16 protein-coding genes are annotated in these 21,855 nt (G+C 63.5%); 8 read left to right on the top strand and 8 right to left on the bottom strand.

The features are described 5' to 3' along the window. Positions 1 to 306 precede the first annotated feature (306 nt). Both RVY79_RS10755 and RVY79_RS10750 read left to right on the top strand, forming a co-directional pair. Positions 307 to 1,320 (top strand): serine hydrolase, encoded by a 1,014-nt coding sequence (locus RVY79_RS10755; protein WP_317464132.1) that lies wholly within the window; start codon positions 307 to 309, stop codon positions 1,318 to 1,320. A 54-nt stretch (positions 1,321 to 1,374) separates the two neighbouring features. Next, positions 1,375 to 1,806, top strand: coding sequence for a GFA family protein (locus tag RVY79_RS10750; protein ID WP_317464131.1), 432 nt, complete (start codon positions 1,375 to 1,377; stop codon positions 1,804 to 1,806). Between the two features lie 56 nt (positions 1,807 to 1,862). On the opposite strand, the gene RVY79_RS10745 is transcribed toward RVY79_RS10750, so the two are convergent. After that, positions 1,863 to 3,353, bottom strand: coding sequence for a CoA-acylating methylmalonate-semialdehyde dehydrogenase (locus tag RVY79_RS10745; protein ID WP_317464130.1), 1,491 nt, complete (start codon positions 3,351 to 3,353; stop codon positions 1,863 to 1,865). 204 nt (positions 3,354 to 3,557) lie between these two features. After that, positions 3,558 to 4,901 carry an aspartate aminotransferase family protein gene (locus tag RVY79_RS10740; RefSeq protein ID WP_317464129.1) on the bottom strand — a complete coding sequence of 448 codons (1,344 nt, stop codon included), beginning with the start codon at positions 4,899 to 4,901 and terminating at the stop codon, positions 3,558 to 3,560. A 169-nt stretch (positions 4,902 to 5,070) separates the two neighbouring features. Here RVY79_RS10740 and RVY79_RS10735 point away from each other — a divergent pair, with 169 nt between their 5' ends. Continuing rightward, a complete protein-coding gene (locus tag RVY79_RS10735; RefSeq protein WP_317464128.1) occupies positions 5,071 to 6,015 on the top strand; it encodes a LysR family transcriptional regulator in 945 nt (314 codons plus the stop codon). Here RVY79_RS10735 and RVY79_RS10730 read toward each other — a convergent pair. Further along, the gene (locus RVY79_RS10730; RefSeq protein ID WP_317464127.1) at positions 5,999 to 6,901 is read right to left on the bottom strand and encodes a DMT family transporter; all 903 of its coding nucleotides are present in this window, start codon (positions 6,899 to 6,901) and stop codon (positions 5,999 to 6,001) included. The genes RVY79_RS10735 and RVY79_RS10730 overlap by 17 nt on opposite strands. 139 nt (positions 6,902 to 7,040) lie before the next feature. On the opposite strand from RVY79_RS10730, the gene RVY79_RS10725 reads away from it, so the two are divergent. Both RVY79_RS10725 and RVY79_RS10720 read left to right on the top strand, forming a co-directional pair. Next, positions 7,041 to 7,976 carry a LysR substrate-binding domain-containing protein gene (locus RVY79_RS10725; protein ID WP_317464126.1) on the top strand — a complete coding sequence of 312 codons (936 nt, stop codon included), beginning with the start codon at positions 7,041 to 7,043 and terminating at the stop codon, positions 7,974 to 7,976. Between the two features lie 78 nt (positions 7,977 to 8,054). Continuing rightward, positions 8,055 to 8,279, top strand: coding sequence for an addiction module protein (locus RVY79_RS10720; RefSeq protein WP_317464125.1), 225 nt, complete (start codon positions 8,055 to 8,057; stop codon positions 8,277 to 8,279). Between the two features lie 312 nt (positions 8,280 to 8,591). Here RVY79_RS10720 and cobA read toward each other — a convergent pair whose 3' ends face one another. After that, complete coding sequence (cobA, locus tag RVY79_RS10715; RefSeq protein ID WP_317464124.1) at positions 8,592 to 9,491, bottom strand: uroporphyrinogen-III C-methyltransferase; 900 nt, start codon at positions 9,489 to 9,491, stop codon at positions 8,592 to 8,594. Next, on the bottom strand, positions 9,457 to 12,153 hold the full coding sequence (locus RVY79_RS10710) for a nitrate reductase (protein WP_317464123.1): 2,697 nt from the start codon (positions 12,151 to 12,153) through the stop codon (positions 9,457 to 9,459). Before RVY79_RS10710 ends, cobA begins: the two co-directional genes overlap by 35 nt. 592 nt (positions 12,154 to 12,745) lie before the next feature. Here RVY79_RS10710 and RVY79_RS10705 point away from each other — a divergent pair. The 3 genes from RVY79_RS10705 (at position 12,746) to nirD (ending at position 17,062) form a co-directional block, all read left to right on the top strand. After that, positions 12,746 to 13,987, top strand: a complete 1,242-nt coding sequence (locus RVY79_RS10705) for an NAD(P)/FAD-dependent oxidoreductase (protein ID WP_317464122.1) — start codon at positions 12,746 to 12,748, stop codon at positions 13,985 to 13,987. Between the two features lie 136 nt (positions 13,988 to 14,123). Then, the gene (gene nirB, locus RVY79_RS10700; protein ID WP_317464121.1) at positions 14,124 to 16,673 is read left to right on the top strand and encodes a nitrite reductase large subunit NirB; all 2,550 of its coding nucleotides are present in this window, start codon (positions 14,124 to 14,126) and stop codon (positions 16,671 to 16,673) included. Between the two features lie 26 nt (positions 16,674 to 16,699). After that, the gene (gene nirD / locus RVY79_RS10695) at positions 16,700 to 17,062 is read left to right on the top strand and encodes a nitrite reductase small subunit NirD (protein ID WP_317464120.1); all 363 of its coding nucleotides are present in this window, start codon (positions 16,700 to 16,702) and stop codon (positions 17,060 to 17,062) included. Positions 17,063 to 17,098: 36 nt separating this feature from the next. Here the strand turns inward: nirD and iadA are convergent, their stop codons facing one another. Genes iadA through RVY79_RS10680 form a run of 3 tightly spaced genes read right to left on the bottom strand, consistent with a single transcriptional unit; the run spans position 17,099 to position 21,755 of the window. Next, on the bottom strand, positions 17,099 to 18,268 hold the full coding sequence (iadA, locus tag RVY79_RS10690; protein WP_317464119.1) for a beta-aspartyl-peptidase: 1,170 nt from the start codon (positions 18,266 to 18,268) through the stop codon (positions 17,099 to 17,101). Further along, on the bottom strand, positions 18,265 to 20,904 hold the full coding sequence (gene cphA, locus RVY79_RS10685; RefSeq protein ID WP_317464118.1) for a cyanophycin synthetase: 2,640 nt from the start codon (positions 20,902 to 20,904) through the stop codon (positions 18,265 to 18,267). Before cphA ends, iadA begins: the two co-directional genes overlap by 4 nt. Beyond that, positions 20,901 to 21,755 carry a cyanophycinase gene (locus tag RVY79_RS10680; protein ID WP_317464117.1) on the bottom strand — a complete coding sequence of 285 codons (855 nt, stop codon included), beginning with the start codon at positions 21,753 to 21,755 and terminating at the stop codon, positions 20,901 to 20,903. The genes cphA and RVY79_RS10680 overlap by 4 nt, the downstream gene beginning before the upstream one ends. Positions 21,756 to 21,855 lie beyond the last annotated feature (100 nt).

The following is a 21,855-nucleotide window of genomic DNA, read 5'->3' as shown; positions in this document are numbered from 1 at the left end:
TTCCCCCTTTTCGCCACGTCACGGCACACCTTTACTCCCCGTCAGACAATCTAGTGGATTGTATTTAAAGAGAATTAACAAACATGGCACGCACTTCGCTATCTATAAGATACGAAGAACGCCAAACATCGAACCTGGTGCCCTCTTCCCCCCTTTTTAGCGTCGTTGCCTGGCAGCGATGAACCGAGTGAGCTGGCGTGCTCCCCTAGTCCCCTTCTTGGGGACTTTTTTTTGCTCATCATCTTTTGGGGTCTCTTGCGTCCATCGGCCACACTACTCCTTTCGCTGCAATGGAATGCGTGCCATATGTTGCCCTTATCACGTCGCACCTGGCGCTTATCGATACTGACCATCACGCTCGCCGGCATGGCACTGCCCGCCATGGCGGCCATCGATCGCCCGGCACTCGAGGAAGCCGCACAACGTATCGGGGATTTACCCCGTACGCATACGCTACTGATGGCCGTCGACGGCGACACAGTCATCGAACGCGGCTGGCGCGGGCACGACGTCGACGAAACAGCCAACATCAAATCGCTCTCCAAGGTGCTGATCTCTGCATTGGTAGGCGCGGCCATCGCGCGTGACGTCATCCAGGGCGTCGATCAGCCGATCACTGAATTGCTCGGTGATCGCGTCCCCAACGAGGCCGATCCACGCGTCGCTGACATCCAGGTTGGCCATCTACTCTCCATGCAGGCCGGGCTGGAGCGCACCTCCGGCGCCAATTACGGTGGCTGGGTGGCCAGCGACGATTGGGTCGGCAACGCCCTGTCACGCCCCTTCGTCGCCGACCCCGGCGGGCGCATGCTGTACTCGACCGGCAATAGCCATCTGCTCTCTGCCGCGCTCACCAAGGCCAGTGGCCGCGATACCCTCACGCTGATGCGCGAGTGGTTGGGCACGCCCCTGGAGATCGCAATACCGCCCTGGACGCGCGACCCACAAGGCATCTATTTCGGGGGCAATGAAATGGGGCTCTCGCCACGTGCCTTGTTGAAAATCGGTGAGCTATATCGGCAACGAGGCATGTTCGACGGCGAACGCGTGCTTCCCGCCGAATGGGTAGAGCGCTCCTGGCAAACGCGTACCCGCTCGCATTTCAATCAAGACGACTACGGTTACGGGTGGTTCATTACCCAGCTTGCCGACACGGCGGTTTATTATGGTTGGGGGTATGGGGGGCAGTTACTGTTCGTGGTACCGGCACATGACGCTACCATCGTCATGACCGCCGACCCCACGCCACCTTCCAATGGCAGCGATTATCTGGATCGTGTCAAGGCAGCTGCGACCGAACTGATCGAAGCCATCGATTGATATCGGCATCATGTCTTGCCGACAACACAGCCATCCCCCAACAAGGAGCCCACCATGTCAGCCTCTCATGAAAGCCAAGGCACTTGCCTGTGCGGCGCAGTCAGCCTTCGCGTGTCGCTCGCCAGTTACGGCGTGAGTGTATGCCACTGCCGCATGTGCCAAACCTGGAGTGGCGGTCCGATGCTTGCCATCGAAAGCGATGAGCCCATGACGTTCGAGGGCGAGGAAAACGTCAACGTTTATGCGTCTTCGGACTGGGCCGAACGCGGCTTCTGCCGGCAGTGCGGTACGCACCTCTTCTACCGTCTCGCCAACGGCCAGCACTACGCCTTTCCCGTGGGCCTGCTGGATGCCGGCGAACCCTGGGCGGTCGCCCAGCAGATCTTCATCGATGAAAAGCCCACCTTCTACGATTTCGCCAACGACACTCCCCGCCTGACCGGCGATGAGGTCTTCGCGCAATTCGCAGGCAGCGCTGACCGCTAGGAATCGCTGACAGCGAAGACCAGTAATGGCCCCGCACGCAGCGGGGCCATCGAATCTCAGGAGGGGAAGGAGAACTGCGCCCCTTCGCGAACACCGGCCGATGGCCAGCGCTGGGTAACGGTCTTGCGCTTGGTGTAAAAACGCACGGCATCCGGCCCGTAGGCGGCCAGGTCGCCGAACAACGAGCGCTTCCAGCCCCCGAAACTGTGGTAGGAGACTGGCACCGGCAAGGGGACGTTGATGCCGACCATCCCTACCTGAATATGGTCGCTGAAGTAACGTGCTGCCTCGCCGTCACGGGTATAGATGCAGGTGCCGTTGCCATACTCATGATCGTCGATTAGCTTCATGGCCTCTTCCATGGAGCCGACACGCATCACCAGCAGCACCGGTCCGAAGATCTCCTCGCGATAGCAGGTCATGTCGGGCGTGACGCGATCGATCAGGGTGCCGCCGACGTAGAAGCCGTTCTCATGCCCCGGGACCTTCACGCCACGCCCATCGACCACGATCTCGGCCCCCTGCTGCTCGGCACCGTCGATGTAGCCGCAGACTTTTTCCTGGTGGGCCTTGGTAATCACCGGGCCGAAGTCGTTCTCGGCGTCATGGAAGGGGCCAACCTTCAAGGTCTTCATCTGCTCCTGCATCTTGGCGATCAAGGCATCGGCCGCCTCGTCGCCTACGGCCACCGCTACGGACAGCGCCATGCAGCGCTCGCCCGAGGAGCCGAAGGCCGCCCCGTTCAGCGAATTGACCACGTTATCCATATCGGCGTCGGGCATCACGATGGCGTGGTTCTTGGCGCCGCCGAGTGCCTGACAACGCTTGCCATTGGCACTGGCGCGGCGATAGATGGTTTCGGCGATCGGTGTGGAACCGACGAAGCTCACGGCCTGCACGCGGTCGTCATCGAGCAGGGTATCGACGGCTTCCTTGTCGCCGTTGACGACATTGAGCACACCGGCGGGCAGGCCCGCTTCCAGTGCCAGTTCGGCGATATAGAGCGCCGAGGTCGGGTCACGCTCGGAGGGCTTGAGCACGAAGGTATTGCCGCAGGCGATGGCCATGGGATACATCCATAGCGGCACCATGGCCGGGAAGTTGAACGGCGTGATGCCGGCGACCACGCCCAGCGGGTGGAACTCGCTCCAGGAGTCGATGCCCGGCCCGGTATTCTTGCTGTACTCGCCCTTGAGCAATTCCGGTACACCGCAGGCGTATTCCACGTTCTCGATGCCACGCTGCAGCTCGCCCTTGGCGTCATGGACGATCTTGCCGTGCTCCTGTCCGATCAGACGGGCGATCTCGTCGGCGTTCTGCTCCAGCAACTGCTTGAAGTTGAACATCACCCGAGCCCGCTTGGCGGGCGGCGTATCGCGCCAGACCGGGAAGGCAGCCTGGGCGGCGGCGATGGCCTCCTCGACGGTGGCCTTGGAGGCCAGGCTGACCTGGCTGCCGACCTCGCCAGTGGAGGGGTTGAAGATGTCCTGGGTGCGCCCTTCACCGGCGACGCGTGAGCCGTTGATTAGATGGCCGAGTGTGGTCATATGCTACCTCTCATAGGGAGTGTTGTAGGTTGAAGTCTTCAGCCCAATAAGGTGACTGGCGGGTGGCTCGGGGCTGACCCGTCGACGGGTCTCCGAGGAGGCGCCGTTAACCCTTCCATGGGGGCTACTTTTGCCATCCATGGCAAAAGACCTCCTCTTCGCCCCGTCCCCGGTGCCCCGCGTCTTCCACTAATATTGTTCCGTTCAGTCCAACTCGCCGATGGCATCGCCCAGCACATTGACGAGGCGATCGATCTCTTCGCGCTCGACGATGAAGGGCAGGCCAAGCTGAATGGTGTCGCCGCCGTAGCGCACGTAGAAGCCCTTCTCCCAGCACTTCATGGCGATCTCGAAGGGACGCCGCCCCGGCTCGCCGGGATACGGCTCGATCTGCAGGGCGCCGGCGAGGCCGTAGTTGCGGATGTCGCTGACGTAGCGCGTGCCCTTGAAACCATGGAGCGCCTCTTCGAAGACCGGGCTCATCTCCCGCACCCGCTCGATCAGGCGGTCGTTCTCGAGTACATCCAGCGCGGCCAGCGCCGCGGCACAGGCCACTGGATGGCCCGAATAGGTATAGCCATGGGGCAGCTCGAGCATATAGTCGGGGCCGCCTTGTTCCATGAACGTCCGGTAGATCTCGCTTTGCACGATCACCGCCCCCATGGGCACCGCGCCGTTGGTCAGCTGCTTGGCGACATTGAGAATATCCGGCACCACGCCGAATTCCTCGGCGCCGGTCATCGCCCCCATGCGACCGAAGCCGGTGATGACCTCGTCAAATATGAGCAAGATTTCATGCGCATCGCAGATCTCGCGCAAACGCTTGAGATAGCCTTTGGGCGGCGGAATCACTCCGGCGGAACCGGCCAGCGGCTCGACGATCACCGCCGCGATGTTGGAAGCGTCATGCAGCGCGATCAGCTCCAGCAATTCATCGGCGCGCTCGGCACCCTGCTCGGGCATACCTTTGGTGAAGGTGTTCTCCTTGAGCAGTGTATGCGGCAGGTGATCGGCATCCACACCTTGACCGAACAAGGTGCGATTGGCGCCGATGCCGCCCAGGCTGAAACCACCGAAGTTGACCCCGTGATAGCCCTTGGCACGTCCGATCAGCTTAGTCTTGCTCGGTTTGCCCTTCTTGCGCCAGTAGGCACGCGCGATCTTCAGCGAGGTATCCGCACTCTCCGATCCGGAGCCGGTGAAAAACACGTGATCGAGCCCCTGAGGCGTCAATTCCCGGAGGCGATGGGCCAGTTCGAAGGCCTTGGGATGGCCGTACTGGAAGGCCGGTGAGTAATCCAGCTCCCCGAGCTGGCGGCTAACCGCCTCGGTGATCTCGGGACGACAGTGCCCCGCACCGCACGTCCATAGCCCCGAGAGCGCATCGAAGATTTGGCGCCCCTGGGCATCGGTCAAGTAACTACCTTTGGCGCCCACGATGAGACGCGGGTCGCGCTTGAATTGACGATTGCCGGTATACGGCATCCAGTAGGCATCCAACTGTTCCGGGCTCAAGCCCGCCATAGGTGGAAACGCGCGATCCGACATCTCTCCTCCTGCCGCTAGACGGTAATAAGTTGTTCTATCGGAAAAGCTAGGCGGGGTCGTCGATAAGTTAAATCCATAAATACTGAATCTCATGCAAGTCACTGGTTAACTTTATGCACGGGCGGGGCTATCCTCGAAGGCACCCGTCATCGAGAAGAGGAATCCCGCCATGCCGTCCCGCAGCGAGACATTGATGGGCCAGCCCAGCGATGCCGACCTCCGGCTGCTGAGGATTTACCGCAAGGTCGTGGAGTGCGGTGGGTTTTCCGCCGCTGAGGTAGAACTCAACATCAGCCGTGCGGCGATCAGCATGGCAATGAATGACCTGGAGACGCGGCTCGGCCTGCGACTCTGCCAGCGAGGGCGCGGCGGCTTCTCCGTCACCGACGAGGGCGCCGAGGTCTACGCTGCCACCCTCCAGCTACAGAGCGCCGTGGAAGGATTCCGAACACGCGTCAATGGCCTGCATGCCCGCCTCAAGGGCGAGCTCAGCATCGGCATCACCGATAATCTGGTGACCATGCCCGAGATGTATATCACCGATGCGCTCAGCGCGCTCAAGGCGCGTGGCCCCGAGGTACGCATCAACATCCGCATGATGCCGCCCAGCGACATCGAACTGGGCGTGCTGGATGGACGCCTGCATACCGGGGTGATCCCCGCGCTCAAGACGTTGCCGGGGCTTGCGTATCTGCCCCTCTATGAGGAAGCCTCGAGGCTCTACTGCGCCGTCGATCATCCGCTCTTCGACGCCGAGGACGTAAACGAGGAACGACTCGCTGCGCATGACGCCGTGGTGCCCGCCTACGCACAAACGCCGGAGATCAAGGCGTGCCACGCCCCGCTCAAGGCCGCCGCCTCGGCGACCGACCGCGAAGGCATCGCTTTCTTGATTCTCTCCGGCCGCTATATCGGTTACTTGCCGACCCACTACGCCGAGCGCTGGGTACGCGACGGCCGCATGCGTGCCTTGAACCCCGAGCGCTGGCATTACCTCACCCACTACAGCGCCATCACCCGCAAGGGCGCGCCTCCCAACCTGATACTGGAAAGCTATCTTGAGGCGTTGGAGTACCTGATCCAGACAGCACCAAGCATCAAGCCTTGCGACTGACCAGCACGATACCCACCAGAATCGCCACACCGCCGAGCACGAAATTCCAGGACAAGGGTTCGTCGAGCAGCACGGCCCCGAACAGCACCCCGAAGATCGGTGACAAGAACGAGAACACGCCGAGTTGCGAAGCCCAGTAACGGCGCAGCAAGGCAAACCACAGAAGCAGCGCCCCCACCGAGATGACCAGCGTCTGGAAGCTCAAGCTGGCCACCGCCATGCCGCTGATCGTGACGTCTTTCCAATCGCCCAACCACAGTGTGATAGGCAACAGCAGCACGCCTGCGGTCAAAAGCTGATACGTCAGCGTCTGAAGCGGCGGCGCCTCGGAGAGTGAAGAGCGACGCACCACCAACGTGGTCGCGGCCCAGGAAACCCCGGCCAACAAGCCCAGGAAATCACCCAGCAGTATCACGCCGATGCCTCCATCGGGAGATGCCGAGGGCACCATGGCGATGAGCATGCCCAGAAACGCCATGCCGATCCCCCACCATTGCGAGCGCACCAACTGCTCGCCCGGCACCCAGAGATGCAGCCCCAATGCCGCGAACACCGGCGCCGTATAGAGGAAGACCGACATATGCGATGCCAGGGTGTAATTGAGCCCCCACGCGACGAAGGCAAACTCGCCTGCAAAGCCCAGGCCGACCAGCACGCCCGCGCCCAGGCGCGCACGGAAATCCGCCAGCTGAATACCCCGCCAGCGCGCAATACCGAGCACCAATATTCCCGCCAACAACGATCGCACGACGATCTGAGCCAGCGGCGGGATATCCCCGGCCACGGCCTTGATGGCTACTTGCTGCAGTCCCAACGCCACACAAAAACCGGTCATCGCCACGCCAGCGGGTATGTCGAGACCGCGCCGCGCGTGAGTCGATGTCATGCGGGCACGAGACGTCACAGTACCTGAGGAAGATTTCGTCATGATCGCATCCCTTCTTGAATCACGACTCAGTGGAGCATTTGCCGCGCGGCGATCCAAACGATTAATCTGCCCCCTCAGGCTCAGGAAAACTCAACTCATGAAGATCGAACGACTGCCCCTCAACGCGCTACGCGCCTTCTCGGAGGCTGCGCGCGCCGGTAGCTTCAAGACGGCGGCCAAGCGCCTCGGCGTCACGCCCGGCGCGGTCAGCCGTCAAGTCAAGCAGCTCGAAGACCGATTGGGCGTAGCGCTGTTCGAGCGTCATGCCAACGGTGTGCGCATCAGCGAGGCCGGCCATCTGCTGGCCGAAGATGTCGATGCCGGCCTGGCGCGCATCGCCAACGGCGTACAAGCCGTGCATGAACATGCCCATGCGGCCACCACGCTGACCCTCAGCGCTCCACCATCGTTCACCCAATTCTGGCTACTCCCACGCTTGGCGGCATTCGAGGCACTGGAAAGCCATATCGAGATATCTCTGGACGCGGACCAGAACCTGAGCGACCCGATATGGCAAGGCGACAGCGCACGACTCGCCCTGCGCTACGGGCGCGGTCCCTGGCCCGGCGTCAGAAGCATACGGCTCCTCGAGGACTCGCTGTTCCCCGTCTGCTCCCCCGCCCTGTTGGAGCGCTCACCTATCGACACGCCCGCCGACCTGCTCGCCCACCCATTGCTCGAGGTAGTCTGGCAATCGCGGCAGAACGTCGACTTCCCCGGCTGGCGAGATTGGTTCGACGCCGCCGGGCTACCGGGCAAGACACTGCCGATTCAGCAACGCTACTCCCTCTACGGCCTGGCCCTCGACCAAGCGATCGCCGGACGCGGCGTGATACTCGCCAGCCCGGCCGTCGTCGCCGACCGTCTTGCCAGCGGCGTGCTGGTACGTCCTTTCGGCGAGCGCCACGTGATCGACTCGCCGTTCACCTACGACCTGATCCTCCCCGCCACCGGCCAAGCCCCACCCGCCATCCAGCACTTCATCGACTGGCTCATCGCCGAGGCCGAACGATTTCGGCACGAAAACGGTTAGACGCTTAAACTAATGGCATGGCACTTGTCGCGCCTCCGTGCCAAAATTCCAGAATACGCAACAGACAGGGGGTGTCCCATGGATTTCCAGAAAATCGAGGACGAAGCGCTCCATTTGCCCAAACAGGAAAGAGCGCGGCTGATTCAACGTCTGGTCCTGAGTCTGGAGTCCCCTTCGGAAGAGGAGCTTCGATCAGACTGGCTGCTCGAAGCCCAACATAGAGCTGATGAGCTGGATAATGGCTCGGTTCAGGCAGTATCCAGTGATGACGTCATGAGGAAAGCCCGCGCCCTGACCCGATGAATTATTCATTCCATCCAGCAGCAGAAGCTGAACTGTTAGAGTCCGTAGCTTATTACGAGTCGAAAATTCCCGGCTTAGGGTCCTCTTTGATAGAGGAGTTCGAGGCTCTCGCCAACCTGATTGATGCATCACCGACAGGCTGGCAAATCGCTCACGAGCCAAATATTCGTCGAGCGCCTCTGCACCGGTTTCCACTGTCCATCGTTTATCGCGACACACCGGAAGGGTTTCAGGTCCTGGCATTTGCTCATGATCGACGACGCCCGCAGTACTGGCTGTACAGGCTTTAAAAGCGATACAGCACAATGCCCCTCACACTTCCCCTGCGACACGCGCTTCTTTCGACATCTCTCTGGCCATCTGCACCACGCTGCCCACGACGATCAAGCATGGCGATGGGAGCGGCGTGGCGGCGAGCTTGTCGGGCATGTCGCCGAGCGTGCCGATCAGGGTTTGCTGGTCGGGCAACGAGGCATTGGCGGCGAGCATGATCGGCCAGTCGTCGGGCATGCCGGCGTCGCGTAGCCCCTGGCAGATCTCGGTGACCTTCGAGAGCCCCATATAGAACACCAGCGTCTCGTCGCGGCGCGCCAGCGCGGACCAGTCCGGCTCACCACCGGCGCGGCAATGCTGGGCGGTGACCAGCCGTAGCTGCTGGGCATGGGCGCGGTCGGTGAGCGGCATCCCCAGGCTGGCGGCCGTGGCGGAGGCGGCGGTAATGCCGGGGACGATCTCGGTGGGCAGCCCCGCCTCGGCCAGCACGGCAAGCTCTTCGCCCATGCGCCCGAAGATGCCCGGATCACCGCCCTTGAGACGCACCACCGACTTGCCTTCGCGCGCCAAGCGCGCCAGCAAGCTACCGATCTCGGCTTGCGGCACGCTGTGATGCCCGCGCGCCTTGCCCACGTAATAACGCTCGCGCCGGGGTGGAATCATGCCCAGGATGTCGTCGCCGATCAGGCGGTCGTAGACGATGGCATCGGCTTGCGTGAGCAGACGCCAGGCACGCAAGGTGAGTAGATCCGCGCTACCCGCTCCGGCCCCCACCAGATAGACATGGCCGGGTCGCGTGGCGCGTCCCGCCGCCGACGTGTGGGTGGGCGGCGCCGCGCTGCGATCTTCCCGCGTGCCGGGCCACCAGCGCGCCAGCAAGGCGCTCACGCTTGCGATGGATGTATCAGGCCGTTTCCAGTGCTTCATCAGTCCCAACATGCGCCACCTCCTCTTCGAGCAATGACTTGAGTTCGGGAATGCAGGAACCGCACTGGGTCCCGCAGGCCAGGCGCGCGCCCAGCGCATCGACATCGGTATCGCCACCGCGAATCGCCTCGCGGATCGCCGTGGCACCGACCTGATGGCAACTGCACACCACCGGCCCCGTGTCGGCCTCGCCGGAGGCACATCCTGCCAGCACGCGACGCCGCTGCTCGGTTTCCAGCGCGATATCGCCGAAGCGGGCATCGAGCCAGGCCAACCCCGGCAATTCGCTGGGTGGGCCAACCATCAGCCACCACACCAGGCGCCCGTCGCGAACTCCTGCCGCGCGCAGCCGCCCGCTTGCGGCGTCCTCGCTCCAGAGCGTCGCCGCCACCCCGAACTGCTCGGCGCACCAGGCCGGCCAGTCACGCGGTGAGGCGTCCGCCTCGCTGGCCAATTGCCAGCGCTCGGCATGCTCAAGCGGCATGCGCGCCCAATAAGCGAGCGATGCGCGCTCGGACAACGCGCCGCTATCGTTCGCCACCAGCAGCGTCGCTTCCTTGGCGATGGCCAGCGGTGCCAACGCGACGGCGCCATGCTTGGTTTCGGGCTGTCCGGAGACGGGATCGGTATGCGCGGCAAAGAGCGTGCCCACGCGCCCGGCATTGCTGAACTGCGCGTTCCAGTGGATCGGCATGAAGGCCTCTCCCCGACGCTGCGCCGTCGCCACGCGCGCCCGCACCCGGGCTTCGCCGTGGGCGTTGTAAAGCCGTGCCAGGCCGCCATCCGCGACGCCGGCGGCCTCGGCATCATCGGGATGCAGATCGACGTAGGGCTCGGCGCGATGATTGAGCAAGCGTGGGGCACGGCCGGTGCGCGTCATGGTGTGCCACTGATCGCGCACGCGTCCGCTGTTGAGGCGCAACGGATGCGCGCCACTGACGGCCTGGCGCGGCGCATGCGGCGTCACCGCGACCAGTCGCGCGCGCCCATCCGGTGTGGCGAAGCAGCCGTCCTCGAACAGCCGCGCGGTACCGTCTGGCGCGGCCTCGGTCACCGGCCACTGAATTGGCGCCAGGGCATCGTAGGCGGCGCGATCCAGCCCCGCCAGGGCGGAAATATCGAACACACGCGGCACACCATCGGCCCGGTTGGCGTGGCCGGAAAGTCGCGCGTGCTCGACGAAGATGTCGCGGGGATGGCTGTAAGCGAACGCTTCCTCATACCCCAGATATCTGGCGACCTGGGTGATGATCCACCAGTCGTGGCGCGCCTCACCGGGCGGCGGCAACATGCCACGCTGGCGCGAGATCCGCCGCTCGGAGTTGGTCACGGTGCCGTCTTTCTCTGCCCAGGAACTGGCCGGCAGCACGATGTCGGCATACGCCAGAGTGTCGGTATCCGCCATGCATTCGGAGACGATCACCAGCGGGCATTTCGCCAGGGCACGCTTGGCACGGTCGGCATCCGGCAGGCTGACCACGGGATTGGTGGCCATGATCCACAAAGCCTGGATCTCGTCACGCTCGATGGCCTCGAAGAGCTCGACGGCCTTGAGCCCCGGGCCGTCCGGTAGATGAGGCGCATGCCAGAATTCCGTCACCAGCGACTGGGCCCCTGGGGTGTGGTAATCCATATGCGCGGCGAGCTGGTTCGCCAGGCCCCCCACCTCGCGCCCGCCCATGGCATTGGGCTGGCCGGTGATCGAAAACGGCCCCGCACCGGGTAGGCCGAGCTTACCGCCCGCCAGATGGCAATTGATGATGGCGTTGCACTTGTCGGTGCCGCTCGAGGACTGATTGACGCCCTGGGAATACAGCGTCACCACGTGCAATTGCGAGGCGAACCAGTAGTAGAAGGTTTCCAGCGCCTCGGCATCCAATTCGCAATCGTCGGCGATGGCGGCAAGCGTCGTCGCTTCGTTCCGGGCCGCCGCCAAGGCCTCGTCCAGCCCCTGGGTGTGGCGTTCCAGATAGACCGCATCCAGCTTGTCCTTGTCGGCCATGAAGGCCAGCAAGCCATTGAAGAGCCGCGCATCGCTGCCCGGCTTGAGCGGCAGATAGAGATCGGCGACCTCACAGGTATCGGTCACGCGCGGATCGATGACCACCACGCGCAATAACGGGTTGCGCTGCTTGGCGGTGCGCAAACGCTGGAACATCACCGGATGATTCCACGCTAGGTTGGAGCCCACCAGCACCACCAGCTCGGCCTCTTCCAGGTCCTCGTAATTGCACGGTACGGCATCGGCCCCGAAGGCTCGCTTGTACCCCGCCACCGCCGAGGCCATGCACAGCCGTGAATTGGTATCCAGATGCGGCGAGCCCAGAAAGCCCTTGAACAGCTTGTTGGCGGCGTAATAGTCCTCGGTCAGCAACTGTCCGGAGAGATAGCCGGCAATCGCTTCACCGCCGTGACGTTCGCGCACCGCCACCAGGCGGTTCGCCACCTGCGCGAGCGCGTCGTCCCAACTCACCTCGCGTCCATCCACGCGTGGTGCAAGCAGACGCCCGTGATCGCCCAGCGTTTCATGCAACGCCGAGCCTTTCACGCACAGCCGCCCATAGTTGGCGGGATGCTCCCGGTCGCCTTCGACGCCGGTCACGACGCCGTCCTCGAGGGTTGCCGTGACGCCGCAACCGACGCCGCAATAGGGGCAGGTCGTGTGCTGCTGCATGCTATCTCGCCCTCCGCCTGCAAACGCAAGAGGCCCGACCCCGCCGCAGCAGGATCAGGCCTCTTTGCCTGGTAGGACGACCGTGCAGGCCGCCCGCCAATGATGAATTGCGTCTCGCCGCCGTTGGCGTTTTCGGCGCGCCGTGGCCGAAAAAATGACGTACGCCACGTCTGCAAATCCAGCGCCACCTTTGTTCTAATGCCTTTTAAACAACCACTTGCAGTGGTACTTGGTTGTCTTGCATTCCCCTCCCGACATCGAAAGGCACCAGCCTGGTGCAATTTGCTCGCCATGCGCACAGCCAGCGCGCACGTCTCACCATGCACCGCCACCGGCACACCCTGTCGAAATCACCCAAGCGTCTGAAAAGAAAGCCTTGGCGGGCGATTGGCACACCTCTGGCATACATCAGGACAAGGCGGGTCAACGTCGACCCCTTGGGCTTGAGATGCACCATCTCGCGCCGCCGGAGCCAACACACGGCTCATGACAACACGATTACCTTCAGGCAAAGGCGCCTGGCATCCGATTTCCCCATCGGGTGTCAGGCGCCTTTGCGTTTCTGCTGTACATTTTCAGGGAGGCAAGGGGCATGAGCGCAGACGAACATCTAGTGATCGTCGGCAACGGCATGGCCGGGCATCGCTTGCTCGAGCGCGTGCTGGCGCATCCCCATCGGCCGCGTCACATCACCATCCTCGGCGATGAACCGGAGACGGCCTATAACCGCATCCTGCTCTCGCCATGGCTGGCCGGCGAGATGGACCGTGAGGCGCTGACGCTGCGCGAACGTGACTGGTACACGACGCACGGCGTGACCCTGATCGCTGGCGAACGCGTCGCCGACATCGATCGCCAAGCGCGCACCCTGACCACCGACCGGCAACGCCGCCTCGGCTATGACCGACTGGTGCTGGCCACCGGTTCGCAAGCGGCGCGCCCCGGCGTGCCGGGCGACGACCTCGACGGCATCCACACCTTTCGCGACCTGCGTGACGGCGAGCGGCTGGCGCGTCTGGCCGATACCGGCGGCCGCGCCGTGGTACTCGGTGGCGGCCTGCTGGGCCTGGAGGCTGCCGAAGGACTACGCAAGCGCGGCATGACGGTGAGTGTATTGCATCGCAGTCCGCACCTGATGAACCGCCAGCTCGACGTCACCGCCGCCGATATGCTCGCCGACGAACTCCGCGCACGCGGGCTCGACGTCATCACCGGCGCAAGGCTCGCCCATTACGAAGCAGATGCCGAGGGCCGCCATGTGGCCGGCGTGGCACTTGAAGACGGCACCACGCTGGCGGCCGATGGCGTGGTCGAGGCCATCGGCATCGTCCCGCATATCGCCCTCGCCGAGACCCTGGGCCTCGCGACCGGGCGAGGCATCCAGGTCAACGCCTATCTGAGCACCCATGATCCGCGCATCTCGGCGCTGGGCGAATGCTGCGAGTTCGAGGGCACCACCTACGGCCTGATCGAGCCCATCTGGCGCCAGGCCGAGGTCCTCGCCGCACGGTTGTGCGGCGACACCCCCGAGCCCTACCGCGAACGGCCCTGCGCCACCAAGCTCAAGGTTAGCGGGATCTCGCTGTACGCCTTCGGCCCCATCACGCCCGCACCCGAGCACGACGTACTCACTTATCACGACCCGCAGCACGGCGACTACCGCCGCCTGCTGCTGCGCAATGGCCGTCTGGAAGGCGCCGTGCTCTACGGCGATACCACCGCCGGCCCATGGTACTTCCAACAATCCCTCGCCCAGCGCGACCTGAGCACCTGCCGCCAGGCGCTGCTGTTCGGCGAGCACGACGCGCAACCGCTACTCGAGGAGGCCGCCTAGTGCTCCCCAAGACATTTTTCATGCGGCCCGAGGGCTGGCCGGCGCGAAGGTCATTCGTAGCATACAGCGCCTTCGCAATGGCCTTGCCCCGGGCCGTCACGTTTCATCGCCGACATTGGGATAGGAGTTATTATCCATGAGCAAACAACAACTGGTTATCATCGGCAACGGCATGGTCGGCCATCACCTGATCGAGCAACTCGTCGAGCTCGGCGCCCATCGTCAATACGCCATCACCGTGTTCGGCGAGGAACGCCACCCGGCCTATGACCGCGTCCACCTTTCCGAATACTTCAGCGGCCGCGATGCGCAGTCACTGGCGCTCTCGAGTGCCGACTACTACGCCGAACACGGCATCGAACTGCGCCTTCACGACAGCGTGACCGCCATCGACCGCGACGCCGCCGAAGTGGTGACCGATCACGCCCGCTACCCCTATGACCGGCTGGTGCTGGCAACCGGCTCCTATCCTTTCGTGCCGCCGATTCCCGGCAACGAGCGTGAGAAGTGTCTGGTCTACCGCACCCTGGACGACCTCGACGCAATCCGCGACGCCGCCACCGATGCCAATACCGGCGTGGTGGTGGGCGGCGGCTTGCTGGGGCTGGAAGCCGCCAACGCGCTGCGTGGGCTGGACCTGGACACGGCCGTGGTCGAATTCGCGCCGCGCCTGATGCCCATGCAGGTCGATACCGAGGGCGGTGCGCTACTGCGCGAGAAGATCGAAGCACTGGGCGTACAAGTACTCACCGGCCGCGCTACACAGCGCATCGAAGACGGCGAGGCCAGCTTTCACCGCATGGTCTTCCAGGACGACAAAGTGCTGGAAACCGATCTCATCGTGTTCTCCGCCGGCATCCGGCCGCGTGATCAACTGGCGCGTGACTGCGCCCTGGAGATAGGCGAGCGCGGCGGCATCGTCATCGACGATCGCTGCCTGACCAGCGACCCAGCGATCCTCGCCGTCGGCGAAGTCGCCCTGTGGCAGGAAAGCATCTTCGGACTGGTCGCGCCGGGCTATCAGATGGCCAAGGCCGCCGCCGCCACGCTGACCGAAGGCGACGTGACCTTTAGCGGTGCGGACATGAGCACCAAGCTCAAGCTGCTGGGCGTGGATGTCGGCGCCATCGGCGATGCCCATGGCGAACGCACGCCCGGCGCACGCACCTTCCGCTACCTCGATGAGATCAAGCAGGAATACCGCAAGCTGGTGGTGTCCAGCGACGCCAAGAAACTCCTCGGCGCCATGCTGGTCGGCGACAACGCCAGCTACGACACCCTGATGCAGTACTATGCCAACGGCCTCGAACTCCCCGAGGACCCAGCCTCACTGATCCTGCCTTCCAGTGACGGCGCCCCCACCCTGGGGCCGGACGCGCTGCCCGAGACGGCCACGATCTGCTCGTGCCACAACGTCACCAAGGGCGATATCTGCGCCACGCTCGACGCCGGCGCCCTGGATCTGGCCAGCGTCAAGGGCGAGACCAAGGCCAGCACCGGCTGCGGCGGTTGCGCGGCGCTGCTCAAGAGCGTCGTCGATCATGAACTGGAAGCGCGCGGCGTGGAGGTCGACCAATCGCTGTGCGAGCACTTCGCGCACACCCGCCAAGAGCTCTATTCCATCGTCCGCGTGGAAGGCATCAAGACCTTCAGCGAGCTGATCGAGAAGCACGGCACGTCATCCGGTCATGGCCTGGGCGCTTCATCAGCCCCGCAGCTTGGCTCTTCATCAGCCCCGAAGCTCGGCTGCGATATCTGCAAACCCGCCGTGGCCTCGATACTCGCCGCCTGCTTCAACGAACCGATTACCGATGCCGCCCACGTGCCGTTGCAGGACACCAACGACACCTTCATGGCCAACATGCAGAAGAACGGCACCTACTCGGTCGTTCCACGCATCCCCGGCGGCGAGGTCACCCCCGAGAAGCTGATCGTACTGGGCGAAGTCGGCAAGAAGTACGGGCTCTACACCAAGATCACCGGTGGTCAACGTGTCGACCTGTTCGGCGCACAACTCCATCAGCTCCCGGATATCTGGGGCGAGCTGATCGAGGCCGGCTTCGAGACTGGTCATGCCTACGGCAAGGCCACGCGCACGGTGAAATCCTGCGTGGGCAGCACCTGGTGCCGTTACGGCGTGCAAGACAGCGTGGGCATGGCGATCTATCTCGAGGAGCGCTACAAGGGGCTACGCTCGCCGCACAAACTCAAGTTCGCCGTCTCGGGTTGCACGCGCGAATGTGCCGAGGCGCAGAGCAAGGATGTCGGCGTGATCGCCACCGAACATGGCTGGAACCTCTATGTCTGCGGCAACGGCGGCATGCGCCCGCGCCATGGCGAACTCTTCGCCACCGACCTCGACGACGCCCAGCTGATTCGCACCATCGACCGCTTCTTGATGTTCTACATCCGCACCGCCGACCGCCTGCAGCGCACCTCGGTGTGGCGCGAGAACCTGGAAGGAGGACTCGACTACCTCAAGGAGGTGGTGATCGACGATAGCCTCGGCCTCGGTGACGAACTCGAAGCCCAGATGCAGCACGTCATCGACACCTACGAATGCGAATGGGCGAACACCCTGTCCGATCCGGAAAAACTCAAGCGCTTCCGCACCTTCGTCAATGATGACAGCCCCGACCCGGACATTATCGTGACCGAGGAGCGCGGCCAGCTCAGGCCTGCATGAGCTATCAGACAAAAAAGGAGAACACCATGAACACTGCAGCAGCCCTCAAAAGCGACGTGACCTGGAAGACGCTGTGCTCAAGGGCCGATCTGGTGGCCCGCTCCGGCGTCGCCGCCTGGCTGGCCAGCACCGACACGCAAGTCGCGCTCCTGTATCTCCCCGGCCAAACGCCCGAAGTCTACGCCGTGGACAACCACGACCCGTTTTCCAATGCCAACGTCATCGCACGCGGTATCGTCGGCGATATAAAAGGCGAACCGGTCATCGCCTCGCCGATCTACAAGCAGCACTTTCGCCTCGCTGACGGCGTGTGCGTAGAGGACGAAAACGTCCACCTACGTACCTGGGAGGTCAAGCTCGAAGGCGATGACGTCATGATCAGGGCATGACGAAGGACAATGACCTAGGCACTTTTCGGACGATGCCTATTCAGCAATATCACCGTATACGCAGCGTCCCGCGACGAAAGTACGCTGGGGACGCAGGGCGCGATCGAGCAAGGTGATATCGGCGTCGAAGCCCAGCGCCAAGCGTCCCTTGTGAGCATGCAGGCCCAGCACGCGGGCAACGTTAGTGGTCAGCAGCCCCAGCGCCGATTCGAGTGGCAATACCTCGTCATGCACGAGCCGCTGCCAATCCGCGATCAGCGCCGTATTGCGCGCTACCTGCATGCCCACATAGGTACCATCGGCATCGAATTCCGGCAGGCTGCCATTGCAGTCCGAGCTCAGCGTAATGCGTGCCGCGGGCACGCCATGCTCGAGTAGCCGGATCACCGCCTCGTAAGCGGAAAGCCCATCGCCGGCATCTTCGAAGGCGGTGACATCCACGCTCGCACCGAACGTCAGTGCGTAATCCGCCGCCTCCTTGAGCAGCTCAGGGCGGCGATTCACATGGGTCGGAATGATCTGGTCAGGCGGAATCTCGGTATCTTCAAGCAACCGGCGCAGAGGCGCCAAGCCGCGCTTGCCATCGCCAAGATGGAAATGGCAGATGCCCCGTTTGCCGGCCAGCATGGCACCGACTCGCGCTTCGCTCACCAACCGCTCGAGTTCGTCCTGACGCGGCTGGCTAGAGCGGTGATCCGAGATGGCGATCTCCCCCACTCCGATGACCTCGGGGATCCACGCCAGATCGCGCTGAATGTCGCCGGTAAGCGTCGGCGGCGGCACGCGATACGCACCGGTGTACATGTAGGCCGCTAGCCCGTCGACCGCGAGGCCGCGCACCGAAGCCAGCAAATCGGCCGGCGAGCGGCTGATGCTGTCGGTGCCCAACACCCCGACGACCGTGCCGATGCCCATCGACGCGATGTCATGGGCGCTGATCGGCGGACAGCGCGTACCGCAACCACCCTCACCTCCCCCACCGGTGACATGCACATGCTGGTCGATGAAGGCGGGCACGGCGATCAGATGGCGCGCATCCACTTCCCGGATGGGCCAGCCACGGGGGACGTCAAGATCATGCCCCAGCGCCACGATTTTCCCACCGGCCATGAGGATATCCGTCGCCTCGCATCGCTCGGGAGCAAACGCTTCGCCGACACGCAGCAGGGTCAGCGTGTCGGCAGGGCGTGTCTTATCTGAGCTCATGGGCGGGCTCCTTCGCCACCATTAGCAGATACCGGAGGCTCGAAACGCTGCCCGCGCAAACGCTCGGTGACGGCGTCGACATCATCCACCAGCAACACCAGCAGATCACCCTCGGCGGCCTCATCGAGCGCCCGGTTAACCGCATCGATTTCTTGCATGACGATCTCGACCCGACATGCGTCTGGCACCGACGCCGCGCCCGCACGCAGCAAGTCGACGGTCTCGCCCTCGGGGCGCCCGCGCGGGGCAGTATCGCAGAGAAAGACGATGTCATGCATGTTGGCAAGTTGAACGCCCAGCTCGAACAAATCCTCGTCGCGTCGATTGCCCGGAGCACTGGCCACGCCGATGCGACGCTGCGCCGGGATGCGGCGCACCAGTTCGCTCAAGGCCTCGAGTGCCGGCACGTTATGCCCATAGTCGATCAGCACCTTCACGCCGCCGGCATCGATCAGGTTGGTGCGCCCGGGGTTCTGCCCCGGCGTCGGGTGGAAGGTCTCCAAGCCCCGCTGGATATCGGCGATGCTGAGCCCCAGCGCATGAGCGGCGGCACTCGCTGCCAGGGCGTTGGCGATATTGAAGCGCGCGAACCCGTCGAAGGTGATCGGCGCGTTCGCCACGGGAAGCACCTCGGCCACCACCTGGCCTTGCAGCATCACGATGTGGCCGTGATGCACCGTGAAGGCGACGCCATGGTCGCTCACATGCTCGCGTATGATCGGCGAGTCGGCGTCCATCGAGAAGTAGACGATTTCGCCACGCGCCCACTCGCCACTCGCCAGCACGCGCGGATCGTCGGCATTGAGCACCGCCGTCCCCGACTCGCCGACCGCATCGATCACCACGCTCTTGCAGCGCGCCAGTTCGTCCAGGGTATGAATGTCGCTCTCACCCAGATGATCGCTGGCAATATTCAACAACACGCCGACCTGACATTCATCGAAACCCAAGCCCCGGCGCATGATGCCGCCACGCGCGACTTCGAGCACGGCATACTCCACGGTGGGCTCGCGCAGGACGGTCGCGGCAGCCTGCGGGCCGCTGTAGTCACCACGCATGATGACGTGATTGTCGATCTCGATGGCCCCAGTGCACGCCGTGCCGACACTGCGTCCTGCCTGACGTAGCAAATGCGAGATCAGGCGTACAGTGGTCGTCTTGCCGTTGGTCCCGGTAACCGCGACGATGGGAATGCGGCCGTTATCCTCGCTATCCGGAAACAGCATATCAACCACGTGCTGGCCGACATCGCGGCCGGTGCCGTGGGTCGGGGAAAGGTGCATGCGAAACCCCGGCCCCGCGTTGACCTCGACCACCGCCGCCGATTGCTCCTCCAGCGGACGCGTGAGGGTCTCGGCGAGCAGATCGATGCCGATGATGTCGAGCCCCACCAAACGGGCGATGCGCTCTGCCGTGTACGTCACCTCGGGATGCACGTCTTCCGTCACATCCGTCGCCGTGCCGCCGGTACTCAGATTCGCGGTGGGCTTGAGATAGACGATCTCGTCGCCTGCGATGACGCTGTCCAGCGTCAGCTTCTGCTGCGCCAGCAGCCGCAGCGTCTGTGCGTCGACATCGATCTGCGTCAGCAGGTTTTCATGGCCGATGCCTCGGCGCGGGTCGCGGTTCTCGTTGTCGATCAATGCCCGCAGCGTACTCTTGCCATCACCGACCACATGGGCCGGACGCCGCCTGGCCGCTGCCACGAGCTTGCCGTCGATCACCAGCAGCCGGTGATCTTCTCCGCGGATATACTGCTCGATAATGACCGCATCGTTGTGGCCGGACGCGACCGCAAAGGCGTTTTCCAAGGCCTGGTCATCCTCGATGTCCGTGCTGACGCCGCGACCGTGGTTGCCGATCAACGGCTTGACGACGACCGGGTAACCCATTTCATGCGCCGTTTCGAGCGCCTCGTCGCGTGAATGACAAACGTGTCCGCGCGGTACGGGGATGCCCGCCTCGCCGAGAATTCGCTTGGTCCAATCCTTGTCATGGGCGATGCCATGGCCGATCAGGTTCGTGCGGCAGGTCACCGTCGCCTGAAAGTGTTGCTGGCGATGGCCATGCCCTAGTTGTACGTAACTGGTGTCTTCGTCGAGACGCGCATAGGGAATGCCACGGCGCTGCGCGGCCGCCACGATCGAAGCGGTCGATGGCCCCAGCATGTGTGCGTCACGCACATCCTTGAGGCGGGCGATGATCGCATCGATATCGCTATCTTCACCGGCGAACAGACGGGTGACGATCTCCACCGCCTCGACCCCGGCCGCCAGGCCACATGCCTCGTCGCGGTAGCGATAGACGACGTTATAGATTCCCGTCTCGTAGGAATCGACCGTCTTGCCATACCCCACCGAGAAGCCGATCAGGTTTTGCAACTCGATGGCCACATGCTCGACGACATGACCGGCCCAGGTACCACGCGTCAGCCGTTCCAGAAAGCCCCCGGGACGCCCCACTGAGCAGCGATGCTCCGACAGGGTCGGCAAAAGCCGTGAGGTACGCTCGACGATGCCGGGCACAGTGTCGCTTGGCTGCGCTTCGAGTTCCTCGATATCCAGGCGCATGAAGATCGCCGGATAACGACTGTAATAGTTCGGTCCGCGCAGCGCGCGGTGTTCGAGAATCTTCATGTATTGCGCCTCCCTGCCAATACCGTTTCGAGCTCATCGGCTACCAGATAACGCCGTGCATCGACATCGTAGCCATGGCCACTGACCATAGCGTGCAGAACCATGTTCTCGATGGCGACCGGCTCGCCCATCTCCAGCTCCGCGATATTGGAACTCGCCAGATCGCGGCTATCGATGATGATGACGTGCCCCGGCCCGATGGTTTCGAGCACCCGGTTGGGATAAATGATGACGGCAGCGTCCTCGCCGAGGCCGATGCCCAGTTGCTCAGGATTGCTGGCGCCGACTTCCATGAGACGGGTGAACCGCCCCCGTTCGAGGAAATGGCTATCGATGACCATGCCGCGCACGAAGCCGAGCCCAAAGGTCATGTTCACCGCACCCTTGCGCAAGGCATCCGCCGCCGCGCCGTTGTAGATCATGGTGCTGGGCATCGCCGCCGCGCCCGCACTGGTGCCTGCTACCACGGCGCCTGCCCGCAAACGCTCACGGATGGCACGCAGCGTGGCGGAGCCTCCCAACACAGTCGTCAGGCGTAGCTGGTCACCCCCGGTGAAGAAGATCACCCCGCTGCGCTGGATCAAACGCACATTATCGGCATCGGCGGCTTGCTGGCGATCCTGGATATCCAGCGCATGGACCTGGCTCGCGCCCAACCGCTTGAAGGCGGCTTCATAGCTGGGCAACAGCTGCTCGGGAATACTGCTCGCCGTAGCAATAACGGCCACTTCGCGACTGTCCTCGGGCGCCAGCTCGAAGACACGCTTGAGAATGGCGAGCTCGGAGGTTTTGTCCTCGGCACCGCCAATGGCTACGATGTGACCGCATACGGCAGGGGGTCGTGACGTCATATTCCTCTCGCCGCCTAGCGACGCTCTTAAGGAAATGCTGAACCATCACCTCTTCTACAGGTAATGTCGTATCGCGTGACAATCGAACCCGATTCTTCAC

This window comes from Chromohalobacter sp. HP20-39, assembly GCF_033052815.1.
In the GTDB taxonomy this organism is placed as follows: domain Bacteria; phylum Pseudomonadota; class Gammaproteobacteria; order Pseudomonadales; family Halomonadaceae; genus Chromohalobacter.
The sequence above is the reverse complement of the archived record's forward strand: the minus strand, read 5'-3'. Positions and strand labels throughout refer to the sequence as shown.

Coding starts and splice junctions, on each gene's coding strand:
- RVY79_RS10755 (WP_317464132.1), top strand. CDS start 307: ATGTTGCCCTTATCACGTCGCACCTGGCGCTTATCGATACTGACCATC.
- RVY79_RS10750 (WP_317464131.1), top strand. CDS start 1,375: ATGTCAGCCTCTCATGAAAGCCAAGGCACTTGCCTGTGCGGCGCAGTC.
- RVY79_RS10745 (WP_317464130.1), bottom strand. CDS start 3,353: ATGACCACACTCGGCCATCTAATCAACGGCTCACGCGTCGCCGGTGAA.
- RVY79_RS10740 (WP_317464129.1), bottom strand. CDS start 4,901: ATGTCGGATCGCGCGTTTCCACCTATGGCGGGCTTGAGCCCGGAACAG.
- RVY79_RS10735 (WP_317464128.1), top strand. CDS start 5,071: ATGCCGTCCCGCAGCGAGACATTGATGGGCCAGCCCAGCGATGCCGAC.
- RVY79_RS10730 (WP_317464127.1), bottom strand. CDS start 6,901: ATGACATCGACTCACGCGCGGCGCGGTCTCGACATACCCGCTGGCGTG.
- RVY79_RS10725 (WP_317464126.1), top strand. CDS start 7,041: ATGAAGATCGAACGACTGCCCCTCAACGCGCTACGCGCCTTCTCGGAG.
- RVY79_RS10720 (WP_317464125.1), top strand. CDS start 8,055: ATGGATTTCCAGAAAATCGAGGACGAAGCGCTCCATTTGCCCAAACAG.
- cobA (WP_317464124.1), bottom strand. CDS start 9,491: ATGTTGGGACTGATGAAGCACTGGAAACGGCCTGATACATCCATCGCA.
- RVY79_RS10710 (WP_317464123.1), bottom strand. CDS start 12,153: ATGCAGCAGCACACGACCTGCCCCTATTGCGGCGTCGGTTGCGGCGTC.
- RVY79_RS10705 (WP_317464122.1), top strand. CDS start 12,746: ATGAGCGCAGACGAACATCTAGTGATCGTCGGCAACGGCATGGCCGGG.
- nirB (WP_317464121.1), top strand. CDS start 14,124: ATGAGCAAACAACAACTGGTTATCATCGGCAACGGCATGGTCGGCCAT.
- nirD (WP_317464120.1), top strand. CDS start 16,700: ATGAACACTGCAGCAGCCCTCAAAAGCGACGTGACCTGGAAGACGCTG.
- iadA (WP_317464119.1), bottom strand. CDS start 18,268: ATGAGCTCAGATAAGACACGCCCTGCCGACACGCTGACCCTGCTGCGT.
- cphA (WP_317464118.1), bottom strand. CDS start 20,904: ATGAAGATTCTCGAACACCGCGCGCTGCGCGGACCGAACTATTACAGT.
- RVY79_RS10680 (WP_317464117.1), bottom strand. CDS start 21,755: ATGACGTCACGACCCCCTGCCGTATGCGGTCACATCGTAGCCATTGGC.